General features: G+C 64.7%; 17 protein-coding genes. 10 read left to right on the top strand and 7 right to left on the bottom strand.

The features are described from left to right. Positions 1-105: 105 nt before the first annotated feature. The 7 genes from YU9_RS0122040 to YU9_RS0122010 all read right to left on the bottom strand — a co-directional run bounded on the left by YU9_RS0122040 (position 106) and on the right by YU9_RS0122010 (position 5,414). The gene (locus YU9_RS0122040; protein ID WP_027574737.1) at positions 106-819 is read right to left on the bottom strand and encodes an ABC transporter ATP-binding protein; all 714 of its coding nucleotides are present in this window, start codon (positions 817-819) and stop codon (positions 106-108) included. Then, complete coding sequence (locus YU9_RS0122035) at positions 812-1,579, bottom strand: ABC transporter ATP-binding protein (RefSeq protein WP_027574736.1); 768 nt, start codon at positions 1,577-1,579, stop codon at positions 812-814. The genes YU9_RS0122040 and YU9_RS0122035 overlap by 8 nt, the downstream gene beginning before the upstream one ends. Then, positions 1,572-2,516, bottom strand: coding sequence for a branched-chain amino acid ABC transporter permease (locus YU9_RS0122030; RefSeq protein WP_027574735.1), 945 nt, complete (start codon positions 2,514-2,516; stop codon positions 1,572-1,574). The genes YU9_RS0122035 and YU9_RS0122030 overlap by 8 nt, the downstream gene beginning before the upstream one ends. Continuing rightward, complete coding sequence (locus tag YU9_RS0122025; RefSeq protein WP_027574734.1) at positions 2,513-3,430, bottom strand: branched-chain amino acid ABC transporter permease; 918 nt, start codon at positions 3,428-3,430, stop codon at positions 2,513-2,515. Before YU9_RS0122025 ends, YU9_RS0122030 begins: the two co-directional genes overlap by 4 nt. A gap of 292 nt (positions 3,431-3,722) precedes the next feature. Continuing rightward, a complete protein-coding gene (locus tag YU9_RS0122020; protein WP_027574733.1) occupies positions 3,723-3,941 on the bottom strand; it encodes a hypothetical protein in 219 nt (72 codons plus the stop codon). Between the two features lies 1 nt (position 3,942). After that, positions 3,943-4,614: an acyl-homoserine-lactone synthase gene (locus tag YU9_RS0122015; protein WP_156952041.1), complete on the bottom strand. Its 672-nt coding sequence runs from the start codon at positions 4,612-4,614 to the stop codon at positions 3,943-3,945. Between the two features lie 71 nt (positions 4,615-4,685). Further along, on the bottom strand, positions 4,686-5,414 hold the full coding sequence (locus YU9_RS0122010) for a LuxR family transcriptional regulator (protein ID WP_027574731.1): 729 nt from the start codon (positions 5,412-5,414) through the stop codon (positions 4,686-4,688). Between the two features lie 177 nt (positions 5,415-5,591). Between YU9_RS0122010 and YU9_RS48025 the strand changes: the two genes are divergently transcribed. The 10 genes from YU9_RS48025 (at position 5,592) to YU9_RS0121960 (ending at position 15,649) form a co-directional block, all read left to right on the top strand. Then, positions 5,592-5,768 carry a hypothetical protein gene (locus YU9_RS48025; RefSeq protein WP_036017812.1) on the top strand — a complete coding sequence of 59 codons (177 nt, stop codon included), beginning with the start codon at positions 5,592-5,594 and terminating at the stop codon, positions 5,766-5,768. A gap of 275 nt (positions 5,769-6,043) precedes the next feature. After that, on the top strand, positions 6,044-6,982 hold the full coding sequence (locus tag YU9_RS0122000) for a LysR family transcriptional regulator (RefSeq protein ID WP_027574730.1): 939 nt from the start codon (positions 6,044-6,046) through the stop codon (positions 6,980-6,982). 133 nt (positions 6,983-7,115) lie between these two features. Further along, complete coding sequence (locus YU9_RS0121995; RefSeq protein WP_027574729.1) at positions 7,116-7,994, top strand: shikimate dehydrogenase; 879 nt, start codon at positions 7,116-7,118, stop codon at positions 7,992-7,994. A 55-nt stretch (positions 7,995-8,049) separates the two neighbouring features. Then, a complete protein-coding gene (locus YU9_RS0121990; protein WP_027574728.1) occupies positions 8,050-9,180 on the top strand; it encodes an ABC transporter substrate-binding protein in 1,131 nt (376 codons plus the stop codon). 195 nt (positions 9,181-9,375) lie between these two features. Beyond that, positions 9,376-10,251 (top strand): branched-chain amino acid ABC transporter permease, encoded by an 876-nt coding sequence (locus YU9_RS0121985; protein ID WP_027574727.1) that lies wholly within the window; start codon positions 9,376-9,378, stop codon positions 10,249-10,251. Continuing rightward, entirely contained in the window at positions 10,248-11,246 is a 999-nt protein-coding gene (locus tag YU9_RS0121980; RefSeq protein WP_027574726.1) for a branched-chain amino acid ABC transporter permease, read from the top strand. The genes YU9_RS0121985 and YU9_RS0121980 overlap by 4 nt, the downstream gene beginning before the upstream one ends. Then, the gene (locus tag YU9_RS0121975) at positions 11,243-11,986 is read left to right on the top strand and encodes an ABC transporter ATP-binding protein (protein ID WP_027574725.1); all 744 of its coding nucleotides are present in this window, start codon (positions 11,243-11,245) and stop codon (positions 11,984-11,986) included. Before YU9_RS0121980 ends, YU9_RS0121975 begins: the two co-directional genes overlap by 4 nt. 2 nt (positions 11,987-11,988) lie before the next feature. Further along, positions 11,989-12,726 carry an ABC transporter ATP-binding protein gene (locus YU9_RS0121970; RefSeq protein WP_027574724.1) on the top strand — a complete coding sequence of 246 codons (738 nt, stop codon included), beginning with the start codon at positions 11,989-11,991 and terminating at the stop codon, positions 12,724-12,726. Further along, the gene (locus YU9_RS0121965) at positions 12,723-13,781 is read left to right on the top strand and encodes a Gfo/Idh/MocA family protein (protein ID WP_027574723.1); all 1,059 of its coding nucleotides are present in this window, start codon (positions 12,723-12,725) and stop codon (positions 13,779-13,781) included. The genes YU9_RS0121970 and YU9_RS0121965 overlap by 4 nt, the downstream gene beginning before the upstream one ends. After that, on the top strand, positions 13,778-15,649 hold the full coding sequence (locus tag YU9_RS0121960; RefSeq protein WP_027574722.1) for a bifunctional sugar phosphate isomerase/epimerase/4-hydroxyphenylpyruvate dioxygenase family protein: 1,872 nt from the start codon (positions 13,778-13,780) through the stop codon (positions 15,647-15,649). The genes YU9_RS0121965 and YU9_RS0121960 overlap by 4 nt, the downstream gene beginning before the upstream one ends. The last annotated feature ends 13 nt before the right edge of the window (positions 15,650-15,662 follow it).

Genomic DNA, 15,662 nt, shown 5'->3' with positions numbered 1-15,662 from the left:
ATCCAGAATCCCTCCGCGGCGACAGCCTGGATTGCTTCGTCGCCAGCGCAAAATTGCTTCGCAATTTTGTCGCGGGCTCCTCGCAATGACGGGAGAGGGAGGGGATCAAATCCCCAGATATTTGTGCTGCAAATCCGGCGCGGCCATCAGCTGGCCGGAGGTACCGCTCCACACCGTCTTGCCGCGCTCGATGATGTAGTGGCGATCGCAGATGCGGGCGAGATGGTCGACGTTCTTGTCGACGACCAGGATCGACTGGCCCCGGCTCTTCAGCAGCGACAGGCAGCTCCAGATCTCCTCGCGGATCAGGGGCGCGAGGCCTTCGGTCGCCTCATCCAGGATCAGGAGCTTTGGATTCGTCATCAGTGCGCGGCCGATCGCAAGCATCTGCTGCTCGCCGCCGGAGAGCTGGTTGCCCATATTGGACGCACGCTCGGCAAGGCGCGGAAACAGCACGTAGATCGCGGCGAGCGTCCAGGGATTATTGTTGTTGAAGCGATCCGCCGCGGCCGCGACCAGGTTTTCGCGTACCGTGAGGTTCGGGAAGATCTGGCGTCCCTCGGGAACGAGGCCGACGCCAAGCTTTGCAATTCTGTAGGACGGAAGCTGCCTGACCTCGGCGCCAGCGAAGCGGATGCTGCCTGCGCGTGCCGGCGTCAGACCCATGATGGAGCGGATGGTGGTGGTCTTGCCCATGCCGTTGCGGCCCATCAGCGAGACCATCTCGCCCGGCTTGATCGACAGCGACAGGCCGAACAGCACCTGGGACAGGCCATAGCAGGTCTCGATGCCGTCGACGTCGAGCAGCGTATCAGCCATGGTGCGTCACCACATGCTGATCGCCGAGATAGGCGCGCTTGACGTCTTCGTTGGCCCGAATCGCGGCCGGATCGCCGGAGGCGATGACGCGGCCATAGACCAGCACCGAGATGCGGTCGGCGAGCGCGAACACCGCCGGCATGTCGTGCTCGACGAGGACGATCGAGACTTCCTTGCGCAGCTCCTGGAGCAGCTTCACCATGCGCTGGGATTCGGTGACCCCTAAGCCGGCCATCGGCTCATCGAGCAGCAAGAGCTTCGGCTTGCTCGCGAGCGCGACCGCAAGTTCCAGCTCGCGACGCTCACCATGGCTGAGCCTGCTCACCACGACATCGGCGCGATGGCCGAGGCCGACGCGATCGAGCGCGGCATGGGCGGCATCGCGTAGGCCCCTCTCCTTGCGCGCATTGGCGAAGAAGCGGAACGAGGTGCCGGCATGCGCCTGCGCCGCCAGCGCGACATTGTCGGCGGCGGTGAAATCCAGCAGCAGCGAGGTGATCTGGAACGAGCGGGCGAGCCCCAGCGCGCAGCGGCGATAGGCAGGCAAATAGGTGATGTCGCGCCCCGCCAGCGAGACGCTGCCGGAATGCGGCTCGAGATGCCCGGTGAGCTGGCTGATCAGCGTGGTCTTGCCGGCGCCGTTCGGGCCGATGATGGCGTGCAGCTCGCCGGACGCGACGTCGAGCGAGACGTTGTCGGTCGCGACGATGCCGCCGAAGCGGCGCACCAGCTTTTCGACGCGGAGCAAGGGTTCAGCCACGGCCAGCCCTCCCGAGCACGCCCATGATGCCGCCGCGGCCGAACAGCACGATCAATAGCAGCAGCGGGCCCATGATCAGCGCCCAATATTCGGTGATCTGCGACAGGAATTCTTCAAGCAGCAGGAACACCACCGCGCCCATGACCGGGCCGAACAGCGTGCCCATGCCGCCCAGGATCACCATCACCATGAGGTCGCCGGAACGCGTCCAGTACATCACGGCCGGGCTGACGAAATCGGTGTTGTTGGCGAGCAGCGCGCCGGCGAGGCCGCACATGGTGCCTGATATGACGAAGCAGACCAGCTGGTAGCGCTTGGCGGGGAAGCCGATCGCCTGCATGCGCTGCTCGTTGGAGCGCAGGCCCTGCACCACGAGGCCGAAGCGCGAATTCACGATGCGCCAGATCAGGAAGATCACGCCAAAGAGGCAGGCGAGGCAGAGATAATAGAACTGCGTGCGGTTCGACAGATCGATCAGCCCTGAGAAGTCGCTGCGCTTGTAGATGGTGAGACCGTCATCGCCGCCGTAGCGCGCCAGGCCCGAGGCGACGTAATAGGCCATCTGCGCGAAGGCGAGTGTGATCATGATGAAATAGACGCCGCGGGTGCGAAGCGAGAGCGCGCCGATCACCAGCGCATAGATCGCAGAGGCCGCGAGCGCGACTGGAAACTGGACGAAACCGGAACCTACGCCTTCCTGCGCCAGCATGCCGACGGCGTAGCCGCCGATGCCGAGATAGGCGGCGTGGCCAAAGCTCATCATGCCGCCAAAGCCCATGATGAGGTTGAGGCTCGCCGCCGCCAGCGCCAGGATGATGATGCGGGTGAACAGCGTCAGGATGAAGATGTTGCCGGACAGCGACGAATAAAGCGGCAGCAGCACGAGGCCCACCAGCATCAGGGCCGTGACGGCCTTGCTCGCGCTCAAACTCTTCATCGACGGGTGGCCGGAAACAGCCCCTCCGGCCGCACCACCAGCACGATCGCCATCAGGAGATAGATCAGCATGGAGGACAGCGCGGGCGCGGCGGTGGAAGCGGCGGCCCCGCTCAGCACCTGCCGCAGCAGATTGGGCAGGAAGGCGCGGCCGAGCGTGTCGATCATGCCGACGAAGATCGCGGCCAGGAACGCGCCACGGATCGAGCCGATGCCGCCGATCACGATGATGACGAAGGCGAGGATCAAAATGTTCTCGCCCATGCCGATCTGCACGGTGAGGATCGGCGCCTGCATCAGGCCGGCAAGGCCCGCGAGCGCAGCCCCCAAGCCGAACACCAGCGTGTAGAGCAGCTTGATGTTAATGCCGAGCGCGCCGATCATCTCGCGGTTGGAGGCGCCGGCCCGGATCAGCATGCCGATGCGGGTGCGCATCACGCCGAGATAGAGCAGGAGCGCGACCAGCAGCGCCACCGCGATGATGGCGAGCCGATAGGCGGGATAGTGAATGCCGGGCAGGATCGGCACCGGCACGGTGAGCCAGGCCGGCAGTGGCAGCGCGAGGCCCGCCGGGCCCCAGATCAGCCGCACCGCTTCGTTGAAGAACAGGATCAGGCCGAAGGTCGCGAGCACGTGGTCGAGATGGTCGCGGCCGTAGAGATGCCGCAGCGCGGTCACCTCCAGCACGATGCCGAGCACCAGCGTGGCCCCTAACGCCATCAGCGCGCCGAGCAGGAAGCTGCCGGTCCATGCCGCGAAAGTCGCGGCAAAATAGGCGCCCATCATATAGAGCGAGCCGTGCGCGAGGTTGACGAGATCCATGATCCCGAACACCAGCGTCAGGCCGGCAGCGAGCAGGAACAGGAGCAGGCCGAACTGCAATCCGTTCAGGAACTGTTCGACGACGAGCAGCATCAAGACTCTTTCAGGCGCACGCAGCGTCGCGCCGATGTTCGAACACAGTCGCCATCAGTGAAAGAGCTCCCCCTGCCTCTTCAAGGCCGAAAAATGGGTAATGGCAGTATCGTTCCGAGGCAAGAGCGATTCGACACCAAACATGCACTTTGTTGCATGCCGATGCATGCGATTGAAATCGACTTGCAAGAAAGCTGCCGTGCAGGCTGGGGCAACCTGCCGCACCCAAACGAACACCCTCTCGCCGGCGGGCCGGAGAGAGGGTGCAAGATTCGTCGGAATGCAGGGAAGTCTAGTGCGACGTCATCTGCCGGGGAAGATCGTCCGGTTCGGCGAGCACGCTGTTGACCGTCGAGGCCTCCAGCGCCGCCATCCGGAACAGATAGGCGAGCGTCGCCAATCCAGAATCGTCCGCCATCTGCGCCAGCTCGAGCGCCATGTCGGACATGTAGCAGAGATTCTCGTCCTTGATTTGCGCCAAGATCTGGCTGTCCCGCATCACGTTCGACATCTCAGGCGCTCTTTCGTTGGGCGGCAGCAAGACCGCAGAGGTTGGCACGGGCGACGGCATCCAGATGCGGGCCGTCCTGGCACACGACGGAAGTCATGCCGATACGATCATGCAGGGCATCGAGGGTCTCGCGACGAATGTCGATGGTCGCCGCCATGGTCCACGCGTTCTCCACCAGAGCGGGCAGGCCGAGCGGGGTCACGACGAACCCTGCCTCGTGGAAGCGCGGCAACCACCAGGTCTCCATGATCGCGCTGACCCGCGCGATTCCCTGATCGAGGCAGAACTCCTGCACCGCCGCCATCAGTTGCAGGTTGAGGGCGCCGTCGCGGCGATCACGCACGACGAAGTAGCGCGACCATTCCCAGACCAGGGGATCGGCGGGGCATCCGCGCACCGACGCCAAATGCGGGAACACCTCGCTCATCATCGAAGGCTTGGTCGTCGGGTAGAGTCGGTGACCACCGACGACGCGGCGCCCCTCCAGCGCCAGCAGATAGACGGTGTCCTCGTCGTCATAGGAATCGATCTCGCGGCCATCCGGCCTGCGCAGCGTTTCCCAGCGACGCTCCTCGACGAAGATCTCGTGACGCAGCCGGAAATGCTGCTCGATCACGTCTTCATAAAGGTGGCGATTTATCGCGGAAATTGCGTGAATCATGAAAACCCCCATTCATCTCCAATGGAGGCAGGCTCTGCGAAAAGGCGCAGATTCGGTATTGGGAAATTTCCCAGTACGGCGCTTTAAGGAGTGATGATCTTGTTCCGGATCGCCAGCGCCACTGCATGCGTACGGTTGACGGCGCCTAGCTTGCGCGCGGCAGTTGCAAGATGCTCTTCGGCGGTGCGTTGCGTGATGTGCAGGATCTCACCGATTTCCCAGGCCGACTTCCCCTGCGAAGCCCAGGCGATCACCTCGCGCTCGCGCGGAGTGAGGCGCGTCGCCGGATACGGCACCGGCTCGAGCAGACGGCGAATGTGGTCGAAGCCATACATCGCCATCAGGTGCAGCGCCGGCTTGCTGCGGGGATTGAGGTCGAGATGGACACCGCCGAGCGACACCGCGGCCTCATAGCCGGTGAGCCCGTGAATTGGCACGATGAAGCCGCGCGACATGCGAAACTCGCTGGCGCGGTTCATCACCTCGGCCGCATTCGGTTCGAGCTCGGCATCGTAGGGCGCTTCCGACCATTCGAAGGGGTTGACCGATTGCCGGCACAGACGCACCACCGGATCGAAGCGGTCGTAATTGTTCTGGGTGTAGAGGCTGAACCATCCAGCCGGCCAGCGCTTGGCGAGCACCATCTGTGCAAACTGCTGGTCGGGGTTCGGCAATCCCGTCACGATGATGGTTTCGAAGCCGAAGCGACCGAAGGCCGCTTCGAGCGCATTCATGGCCTCCGGTACCTTGCGATAGGTCGCCAGCCCCTCGATGAAGTCGAGCGCCTCCCGGCCATAGTCCACGGCATCCACGGCAGACATCAGTACGATTCCTGACCCTCGCCCCCCCATATAGCATGTATTTGGGGGCTGCCTCAATTCGCTGCTCCCGTAGTTTGCCGGTGTTCCGCCTGCTCCGAAGATTTAATCTACTTGTGGAAGAAGTGACGTCCAGTTACACCTGAACGCGTCCGAAGCGGGAAAACCACGATGCAAGACGAGGACATCGCCCTCAACAGCGTGCTCGGCCTGGAATTGAACCGCGTGTTTTTTGCCGTCCGCGAAACGGCCAACAAGCAGAAGATCATCGAGTTTGCGCGCGAGGTGCTGCAAAGCGAGCGCGCGGAGCTGGATGACCGCGTGTCGCCCGAGGGCCCGGCGAGCTAAACGCAGTTGCAACAGACGACGCCGAAGCCACAGATCGCGCGATGACGCCCCTCCATCTGAACGCGTGCGATTCTAGTCGAACACTCTGAAAGCGAATTTCCGCAACTTCCTCTCTGGCTTTCTGGGTCGCGGCTCTGCGCCGCAACGCCAAACGCGTTGCAGCACGTCCGGGACACGGGACTTGCCTCCGTCCACATCGACCCACTTGCCGCTGGATGACAGCGCCGCTCTCGTGAGATGATCGCCGCCACGATCGTCTTTCGGATGCTCAGGCCATGATGACGCTGCGCCAGGTTGAAGTGATCCGTGCCGTGATGGTGACGGGCACCATCGGCGGTGCGGCAAAGCTGCTCAACGTCTCGGCGCCCGGGATCAGCCGTCTCGTCAAATACACCGAGCGGTCGCTCGGCATCCGCTTCTTTCAGCGCCAGAACGGGCGCTACTTCCCGACGCCGGAAGCCGAGAACATCTTCGAGCAGATCAACGGCGTCTACAAGAAGGTCGACGACCTCTCCGAGATCATCTCCAAGATCGGCCGCGGCGGCCTGTCGGAGCTGCGCATCGGCTCGGTGCCGAGCATCTCGCAGGTGATGGTGCCGCGCGCGATCGAGCGCGTCCGCCGCCGCTATCCCGATCTCGGCATCGATATCAACATCCTCAAGCTCGAGGAAGCCATCGACTACCTGATGCTCGGCCGCGGCGAGTGCGTCGCGATGAGCTACCGGCTGGAGCATTCCGGGCTCGACTTCATGCCGCTCGCCTCGGGTGAACTCTATTGCATCGTGCCGCCGGGGCACGAGCTCGCCGGCCGCAAGCAGGTCTCCGCCGCCGAGATCACCCGCTATCCGCTGATCGGCATCGACCCCAACGACCCCTACGGCCGGATCATGGCCGAGATCTTCGCCCGCCACCGGCTCGACTACAACATCACCATCCGCGCCCGCTTCGGCACCACGGTCTGCGCGCTGGTGAAGGCGGGCCTCGGCATCGCCATCATCGACCAGTTCACGGTGGCCCATGGCGGCTATCCCGGCATAGAGCTGTTGAAGATCACCGAGCCGACGCGGTTCGACACCTACATCGCAGTCAAGCGCGGCACGCCGCTGTCGCTGCATGCGGAGTATTTCATCGAATCCCTGCGCACCGAGATGCGCGCGGTCGAGCCGTCGCGTGGCAACGGCAAGGCCGCCCCGGCACGCGGGCGAAAGAAATAACATGATGTTAGGTTTGTCGGATAGAAGGGTAATTGTGTTAGGCGGGGGAAAGGCTATCGTCGCAACTGGAATTGCGCGATTTTCCCCGCTAATGGCCCGGGACCGGACGCTCCCAACGAGACGATAACGAACCATGTCAAAGCGCAGATACGCCGCCAGCAAGAAGCTTCTCACCGGCTTGATCGGCGCCCCGATCGCGCATTCCGCGTCCCCCGCCATGCATGAGCGCGCCGCCGAGGCGCTTGGCCTGCGCGGCCATTACCAGCTCATCGAAGTCGCCGGCGCCGATGCGGCCGAGCTGCGGATGATGCTCGAAGGCGTGCGGCGGCTCGGCTTTGCCGGTGTCAACGTCACTTATCCTTACAAGGAAGCCGTGGTCCCGCTGCTCGACGCGCTGGCGCCGGGCGCAGCCAGCATCGGCGCGGTCAACACCGTCGTCGTCAGGGATGGCCGGCTGACCGGTCACAACACCGACACCACGGGTTTTGCACGGGCGGTGGCGCCATTGCTGGCACCGTCCGGCAACGCCGTCGCCGTGATTGGCGCCGGCGGCGTCGGCAAGGCCATCGCATTTGCGTTGGCGAGCCTGCAGGTGATCGACATCCGCATTTTCGACAGCGAGCCGGCGCGCGCCGAAACGCTGGCCGCCCTGATCGCCCCGCGCGGGGGCGCCCGCGTCGTCGCCAGCGTCGAGGATGCGCTCGATGGCGCAACCGGTCTCGTCAACGGCACGCCGGTCGGCATGCTGCCGAGCCGTGACACGCCGGTACCGGCAGCGCTGCTCAGGCCGGGCCTGTGGGTCGCCGACGCCGTCTATTCGCCGCTGATCACCCCGCTGCTGGCCGCAGCGCGAGAGAAAGGCGCCCGAATCATGACCGGGCGCGAGCTCGCGATCTACCAGGCCGCCGACGCCTTCGAACTGTTCACCGGCCTTGCCCCATCGACCGATGTCATGGGAGAGGCTTTTGACGCCGTGATGGCGGCGCGCAGCGGGGCCTATCAGGCAGCTTGAGACGAAGCGGCCGGCACAAGGCTGCTCGCAAGATTTGAAACGGGAGGAGAGGACGATGAAATCAACGCTATTGGTGGGCGCGCTGCTCACCGTCATGACTGCAACGAGCGCCCTTGCCCAGGCGATCAAGCTCGCCGACGTTGCCGAGCTCTCGGGCGGCGGCGCCACTGTCGGCACCAACTGGAAGAACGGCATCGATCTTGCGATCGAGGAGATCAACGCCAAGGGCGGCGTGCTCGGCCGCAAGCTCGAGGTGACCCACGCCGACTCGCAGTCCAACCCCGGCGTGGCGCGCGCCCAGGTGCAGAAGGCGCTCGATGCTGAACCTTACGTGCTGCTCGGGCCCGGCTATTCCGGCTCGGTGAAGGTCACCGCGCCGCTCGCGGCCGAAGCCGGCATCGCGCAGATCATGGGGGGCGAAGCCGCCGAGCTGACGCAAGCCGGCAACAAGTTCCTGTTCCGCACCTCGTTCGGCCAGCAATCCTCGATGCCGAAGGTCGCAAAGTACATCCACGACGAGATGAAGGCGAAGACGGTCGCGGTGGTCTGGGTCAACAACGACTTCGGCCGCGGCGGCCGCGACGTCGTGGTCAAGGAGCTCGACCGGCTCGGCTCCAAGGTGGTCGCCGATCTCTCCACTGAGGCGGGCCAGGCCGACTTCGCCGCCGACGTCGGCAAGATCAAGGCCGCCAATCCCGACGCGGTGTTCGTCTACCTGAACGAGGAAGAGAGCGCGCGCATCCTGAAGGAGCTGAAGCGCCAAGGCGTCACCGCGCCGCTGATGGGCGAGACCACGCTGATCGGCCAGAAGGTGATCGAGCTCGCCGGCGATGCCGCCAACGGCGCACGCGGCCATGTCGGCCTCACCACCGACGCCCCGGTCGACCTCATCAAGGCGTTCCGCGAGAAGTTCTCCAAGAAGTACAATTACGTGCCCGACCATAACGGCCTGAAGGGCTATCTCGCCGTCTACATGGTGAAAGCAACCACCGAGAAGATGGGCAAGGTCGACCCGAAGAAGTTTGCCGACACGCTGCACGGCCTCACCATCAAGGCCGCAGACGAGCCGGGCATCCTGATGGACGTCACCTTCAGCGACACCGGCGACATTGATCGCCAGAGCTTCCTGGTCGAGGTGGTCGAAGGCAAGCAGGTGGTGAAGCAGGTGCTGCCGAAAGTGAAGTGAGGTCTCTCCCCCTTCCTCTCCCCGCTCTGCGGGGAGAGGGTCGGGGTGAGGGGTGCTTCAGCATAGACGGTGAGAGATGCGCTCGCGGAGAGAGCCCCTCACCCCACCCTCTCCCCGTAAGAACGGGGAGAGGGNGTGATAGACCGAATCTGTGTCGACCCAATTCCATCGGGCTCTAACGATTAAAGAGAACCCATGTCCAACCTATTCGATCTTCTGGTCGCGGGACTTGCCACCGGCGCGATCTATGCGCTGGTTGCGGTCGGCTTCACACTGCTGTGGCAGACCTCGCAGACCATCAATTTCGCGCAAGGCGAGTTCGTGATGCTGCCGGCGTTCCTGATACTGGCCGCGATGCATGTGGGCGCGCCGTTCTGGCTCGCGATCATCCTTGGCATCCTCCTGTCGATGATCCTGCTCGGCCTTGCCTTCAAGCTGCTGCTGGTGGACCCGATGATGCGTCACGGCGTGTTGCCGCTTGCGATCGCGACCATGGCGCTCGCGATCGGCATCAAGGAGGCCGTCAAGCAGTTCTTCAGCGCCGAGGCCTCGCCCTTCCCGTCGATCGTGCCGACCGGCGACATCTCCATTCTCGGCCAATCCGTGTCGCTGCAAAGCATCGGCGTCCTCGTCGTCGCCATCCTCGCGGTGGTCGGCCTTACCACGCTGCTGAATCGCACTTCGCTCGGGCACCAGATGCAAGCGGCGGCGCAGAACCCGACGGTGGCGCGCATCATCGGCGTCCCGGTCGAGCGCATGATCCTGCTGACCTTCCTGATCAACGCCTTCCTGGTCGCGCTGGCCTCGCTGCTGATCACGCCGATCTACCTTGCAAAGTTCTCGTCCGGCGAGGTGCTGGGCCAGGCGGCCTTCATCGCCGCGATCGTCGGCGGCTTCAACCAGGTGCGCGGTGCGATCGCCGGGGGCCTGCTGATCGGCGTGCTCGACAATCTCGCGGCCGCCTATGTCTCGATGCAGTACCGCGCCGCCGTGCCGATGCTCTTCCTGATCGCCGTCATCCTGTTCCGGCCGCAGGGCTTGCTCGGCCGCGCCGAGGAGCGCACCGTATGAGCGGCTTCGCCAAACCGTTGAAGATCGCGCTCGGCCTTGCCGTCGTCGCCGCGCTGATCGTGGTCCCCATGAACTTCAACCGCTACGGCCTGTTCATCCTGAGCCAGTGGGCGGTGATGAGCATCGCCGCGATGGGGCTCAATCTCACGCTCGGCTATGCCGGCCAGGTCTCGCTAGCGCAAGGCGCCTTCGTCGGCATCGGCGCCTATGCCGCCGCGATCATGACCACCCATGGCTGGCCGCTGCCGGCGGCGATTCTGGCCGCGATCGTCTTGAGCTTCGCGGTCGGCTGGGTGCTCGGCTATCCAGCGCTGCGCGTGCAGCACCACTACCTCGCCTTCGTCACGCTCGCCTTCTCCACCCTCGCCTTCCTGGTGTTCCGCAACGAGAGCTGGCTCACCGGCGGTATCTACGGCATCTCCAACATCCCGCGCCCCCACGTCTTCGGGCTCGCGACCAACAAGCCGCTGCCGTTCTACTATGTCTGCCTCGGCTCGCTCGCGATCGTGTCGCTGGCGGTATGGTGGCTGATCCGTTCGCCCTGGGGCCGCGCCTTCATGGCGCTGCGCGAGAATCCCTTGCGCGCGCAGTCTCTCGGCGTCGACACGCGCCGCTACACGCTGATGGCATTCGCGATCGGCTCGGCGCTCGGCGGCATCGCCGGCGCGCTCTACGCTCCGCTGACGCAATATATCGACCCTGTTCCCTTCAACCTGTCGCTCTCGCTCGACCTGTTGATGATGGTGATCGTCGGTGGTGCCGGCTTCTATTTCGGCCCCTTCCTTGGCGCGATGATCGCGGTGCTGCTGCCGGAATGGCTGCGCTTCACGGAAGGCTATTATCTGATGCTGTACGCGGTCGCCGTGATGCTGCTGCTGATCTGGTCGCCGACGGGCATTCTGGGAATCCTGGATCGCTATCTCGCCGAACGGCGCACCAAGGCGGCGTCCGCGCTGCGTGCCGTCGCAAAATCCCGGCTGGAGACGGTGCAATGAGTGCGGTCCTCGAAGTCACCAACATCAAGAAGAACTTTGGCGGCATCAGCGCGGTCGACGGCGTCAGCTTTGACGTGCGTGAAGGCGAGATCCTCGGCCTGATCGGCCCGAACGGCTGCGGCAAGTCCACGCTGTTCAACTGCATCCTGGGCCAGCTCACGCCATCAGGCGGCGAGGTCAAGCTCGACGGCAAGCTGGTCACGGGCCTGCGCCCCTCCGAGCTCAACAAGCTCGGGGTCAGCCGCACCTTCCAGCTCTTGCAGGTCTTCCCGAAACTCTCGGTGCGCGAGAACCTGATCCTTGCGGGGCAGGAGCACCAGAGCAACATGGCCTCGCGCCTCATCGGCCGCTCCGATGCCGGGCTGACCGACGCCGCCAACCAGATGATCGGCTTCTTCAAGCTCGACCATCTCGCGGACGAGCCCGCCGGGGGCCTCTCCTACGGCCAGCAGAAGCTGCTCGACGCCGCCATGGCCTTCATGGGCGGCCCGCGCCTGGTGCTGCTCGACGAGCCCGCCGGCGGCGTCAACCCGTCGATGCTGGCGGATCTGAAGGAGCGCCTGGTCGCGATCAACCGCGAGAAGAACGCCACCTTCGTCGTGATCGAGCACAACATGGAGTTCGTGATGTCGCTGTGCTCGCGCGTGATGGTGATGGCGGAAGGCAAGGTGCTGGCGATGGGACGGCCGGACGAGGTCCGCAAGAACCCTGCCGTGATCGAAGCCTATTTGGGACATTGACCATGAGCGACCCGATCCTCTCGGTTCACAACCTCGTCGGCGGCTACGGCAAGATGACGATCCTCAACGGCACGAGCTTTGCCGTGCCGCAGGCGACCATCACCACCATCATCGGCCCCAACGGCGCCGGCAAGTCCACCGTGTTCAAGGCGATCTTCGGCCTGCTCAAGCTGCGCGAGGGCAAGATCAATTTCGCGGGCCGCGACGTCACCAATCTGAGCCAGCGCGCGCTGCTCAATGCCGGCATCTGCTACGTGCCGCAGGGCCGCAACATCTTTCCCGAGCTGTCGGTGCGCCACAATATCGAGCTTGGCGGGGTAGCTGTGGACAAGGGTATCGACCTGCCCAGGCGGATCGAGGCCGCGCTCAACCTGTTTCCGGCGCTGCGCCGCAAATCGGCACAGCAGGCCTCGACGCTCTCGGGCGGCGAGCAGAAGCAGCTCGAGATCGCCCGCTCGCTGCTGCTCGAACCGAAGCTGGTGCTGATCGACGAGCCCTCGATCGGACTGTCGCCGCTGATGGTGCAGCAGACCTTCGACATCATCAAGAGCTTGCGCGAGCGCGGCGTCACCATCCTGATGATCGAGCAGAACGCACGCTCAGCGCTCGAAATCTCGGATAACGGCATCGTGCTCGAGCTCGGCCAGACCCGCATGGTCGACGACGCGAAACGCATCCTGAACGATCCCCGCATCGGCCAGCTCTTCCTCGGGGGCGCCATGGAGGAGAGCGCGGCATGAGCCAGGCAATGCGTATCGCCGTTGCCGGCGCAGGCCTGATCGGCCGCCGGCATATCGAGCTGATCGAGGCATCGCAGGATTGCGTGCTCGCCGGCATCGCCGATCCCTCGCCCGCCGCGAAGGAGTATGCGCTGGCGCGTGGCGTGCGTTGCTATGCAGACCACCGCGCGCTGTTGGCAGAGGAGAAGCCCGACGGCCTCGTCATTGCCTCGCCCAACACGCTGCATTTGCCAATGGCGCTCGATTGCGCGGAAACTGGCGTGCCTGCGTTGATCGAGAAGCCGGTGACCGAGACGGTAGCCACCGCGCAACGCCTCTGCGCCGCGGTCAAGCGCACCGGCGTGCCGATGCTAGTCGGCCATCACCGGCGGCATAATCCGATCATCAAGGCAGCGCGCGAGGCCGTCGCGACCGGCAAGCTCGGCCAGCTCACAGCCGTGGTCGGGCTGTGGCTGCTGAAGAAGCCCGACGATTATTTCGAGGTCACTTGGCGGCGCGAGCAGGGCGGCGGGCCGCTGCTTATCAATCTCATCCACGACATCGACAACCTCCGATTCGTCTGCGGCGAGATCGTCGAGGTGCAGGCGCTGACCTCGAACAAGGTACGCGGCTTCGCGGTCGAGGACACCGCCGCTCTCCTGTTGCGCTTCGCCAATGGCGCACTCGGGACGGTGACGGTGTCGGATGCGACGCCGGCGCCGTGGAGCTGGGAGCTGACCGCCGGCGAGAACCCGGTCTACCCCAGGCAGGACCAGCCCTGCTACGTCTTCGCCGGAACGAACGGCTCGCTGTCGGTGCCGACCATGGAGCTATGGTCCTATCCGCAAAACCCGGGCTGGCATGCGCCGCTATCGCGCGAGCCGATCGCGCTCGCAACATTCGATCCCCTCGTCGAGCAGCTCCGGCATTTCTGCGCAGTCATCGCGGGCCGCGAACAGCCGCTGATCTCGGTCGAGGACGCGATGGGAACGCTCGCGGTCGTCGAGGCAGTCGGCGAGGCCGCGCGCACGGGGCAAAAGATCTCGCCAGGGCAGATCATGGAGCAGGTCGCATGAACAAGCGCTCGATCGCAACGGTCTCCCTCTCCGGCACTCTCGACGAAAAGCTCCGTGCCATCGCGGCCGCCGGCTTCGACGCGGTCGAGATCTTCGAGAACGATCTGCTGTCGTTCGGCGCAGGTCCGCGCGACATCGCAAAGCTGTGCACGGATCTCAATCTCGGGATCTGCGCGTTCCAGCCGTTCCGCGATTTCGAGGGCATGCCGGAGCCGCAGCGCGCACGCAACTTTGCCCGTGCGGAGCGGAAGTTCGACCTGATGCAGGAGCTCGGCACCGATCTGTTGCTGATCTGCTCCAACATCTCGCCCGCCTCGCTCGGCGGCATCGACCGCGCCGCGGACGATTTTCGCGAGCTCGGCGAGCGCGCCGCGAAACGTGGCTTGCGCGTCGGCTACGAGGCGCTGGCCTGGGGCCGCCACGTCAACGACTACCGCGATGCCTGGGAGATCGTGCGCCGCGCCGATCACCCCGCGATCGGCGTCATCCTCGACAGCTTTCATGCGCTGGCGCCCGGCTTTCCGACCCGCGCGATCGCGTCGATCCCCGGCGACAGGATCTTTCTGGTGCAGCTGGCGGACGCGCCAAGGCTCGAGCTCGACATCCTGTCGTGGAGCCGACACTTCCGCTCCTTCCCCGGCCAAGGCGACCTGCCGGTCGGCGACTTCATGCAGGCGATCGCGGCGACCGGCTATGCCGGGCCGCTGTCGCTTGAGATTTTCAACGACCAGTTCCGCGCCGGCTCAGCCGCGCAGACCGCGGTAGACGGTCTGCGCTCGCTGATCCTGCTGGAGGACCAGCTTGCATCGGATTGGCCGAGGCTCGTCCGCGAGCCGCTGGCGCCGAAGGCGAAAAGCCGCGGCACCGGCTTCGTCGAGTTCGCCGTCAACGAGATCAAGGCCGGCGAGCTTGCCCGCCTGTTCTCGCAGCTCGGCTTCCGCAAGACCGGTCAGCATCGCAGCAAGGCGGTGGAGCGCTGGTCACAGGGCAAGGTCGAGCTCGTGATCAATTGCGAGACCGACGGCTTCGCGCATTCGCATTACGTCACCCACGGCCCCGGTGTCTGCGCCATCGCGCTCGACGTCGACAATGCCGGCCTTGCCATGCAGCGCGCCGAAGCGCTGAAGGCGCGCACGTTCTATCAGCCGGTCGGGCCGGGCGAGCTGGAGATCCCCGCGATCCACGGCGTCGGCGGCAGCCTGCTCTATTTCCTCGATCAGGCCGGCAAGAACTGGGACACGGATTTCGAGCCGGTCGCAAGCGATGCAAGCGCCGACGCCCTGCTCGCCGTCGATCACATCGCGCAGTCGATGCCCTATGACGAGATGCTGTCCTGGCTCTTGTTCTACACCGGCATCCTCGACCTCAAGCGGCTGCCGCAGATGGAGATCGCCGATCCCAGAGGCCTCGTGCAAAGCCAGGCCATCATCAACGCCGACCAGAGCCTGCGCTTCGTCCTCAACGGCTCCTCCGCCAATCGCACCCTGCCGGCGCGCTTCATCTCCGAATTCTTCGGCTCGGGTGTGCAACATGTCGCCTTTGCGTGCCGGGATATTTTCGCGACGGTCGCGGCGATGCGCGCCCGCGGCGCGGACTTCCTGGATATCCCCGAGAACTATTACGACGATATCGAAGCCAAGTACGACCTCGCCCCCGAGCTGATGGCGCAGCTGCGCGCCAACCACATCCTCTACGACCGCGAAGGCGACGGCGAATTCTTCCAGGTCTACACCCACATTTTCGACGAGCGCTTCTTCTTCGAGATCGTCGAGCGCAGGAATTATCAGGGTTTTGGCGCAGCCAATGCCGGCATCAGGCTCGCAGCGCAGGCCCGCGAAGTGCGACCTGCCAGCATGCCAAGGGTGTAGTTGTTCGCCTCTC

Source organism: Bradyrhizobium sp. WSM1743, assembly GCF_000473065.1.
GTDB lineage: Bacteria > Pseudomonadota > Alphaproteobacteria > Rhizobiales > Xanthobacteraceae > Bradyrhizobium.
The sequence above is the reverse complement of the archived record's forward strand: the minus strand, read 5'-3'. Positions and strand labels throughout refer to the sequence as shown.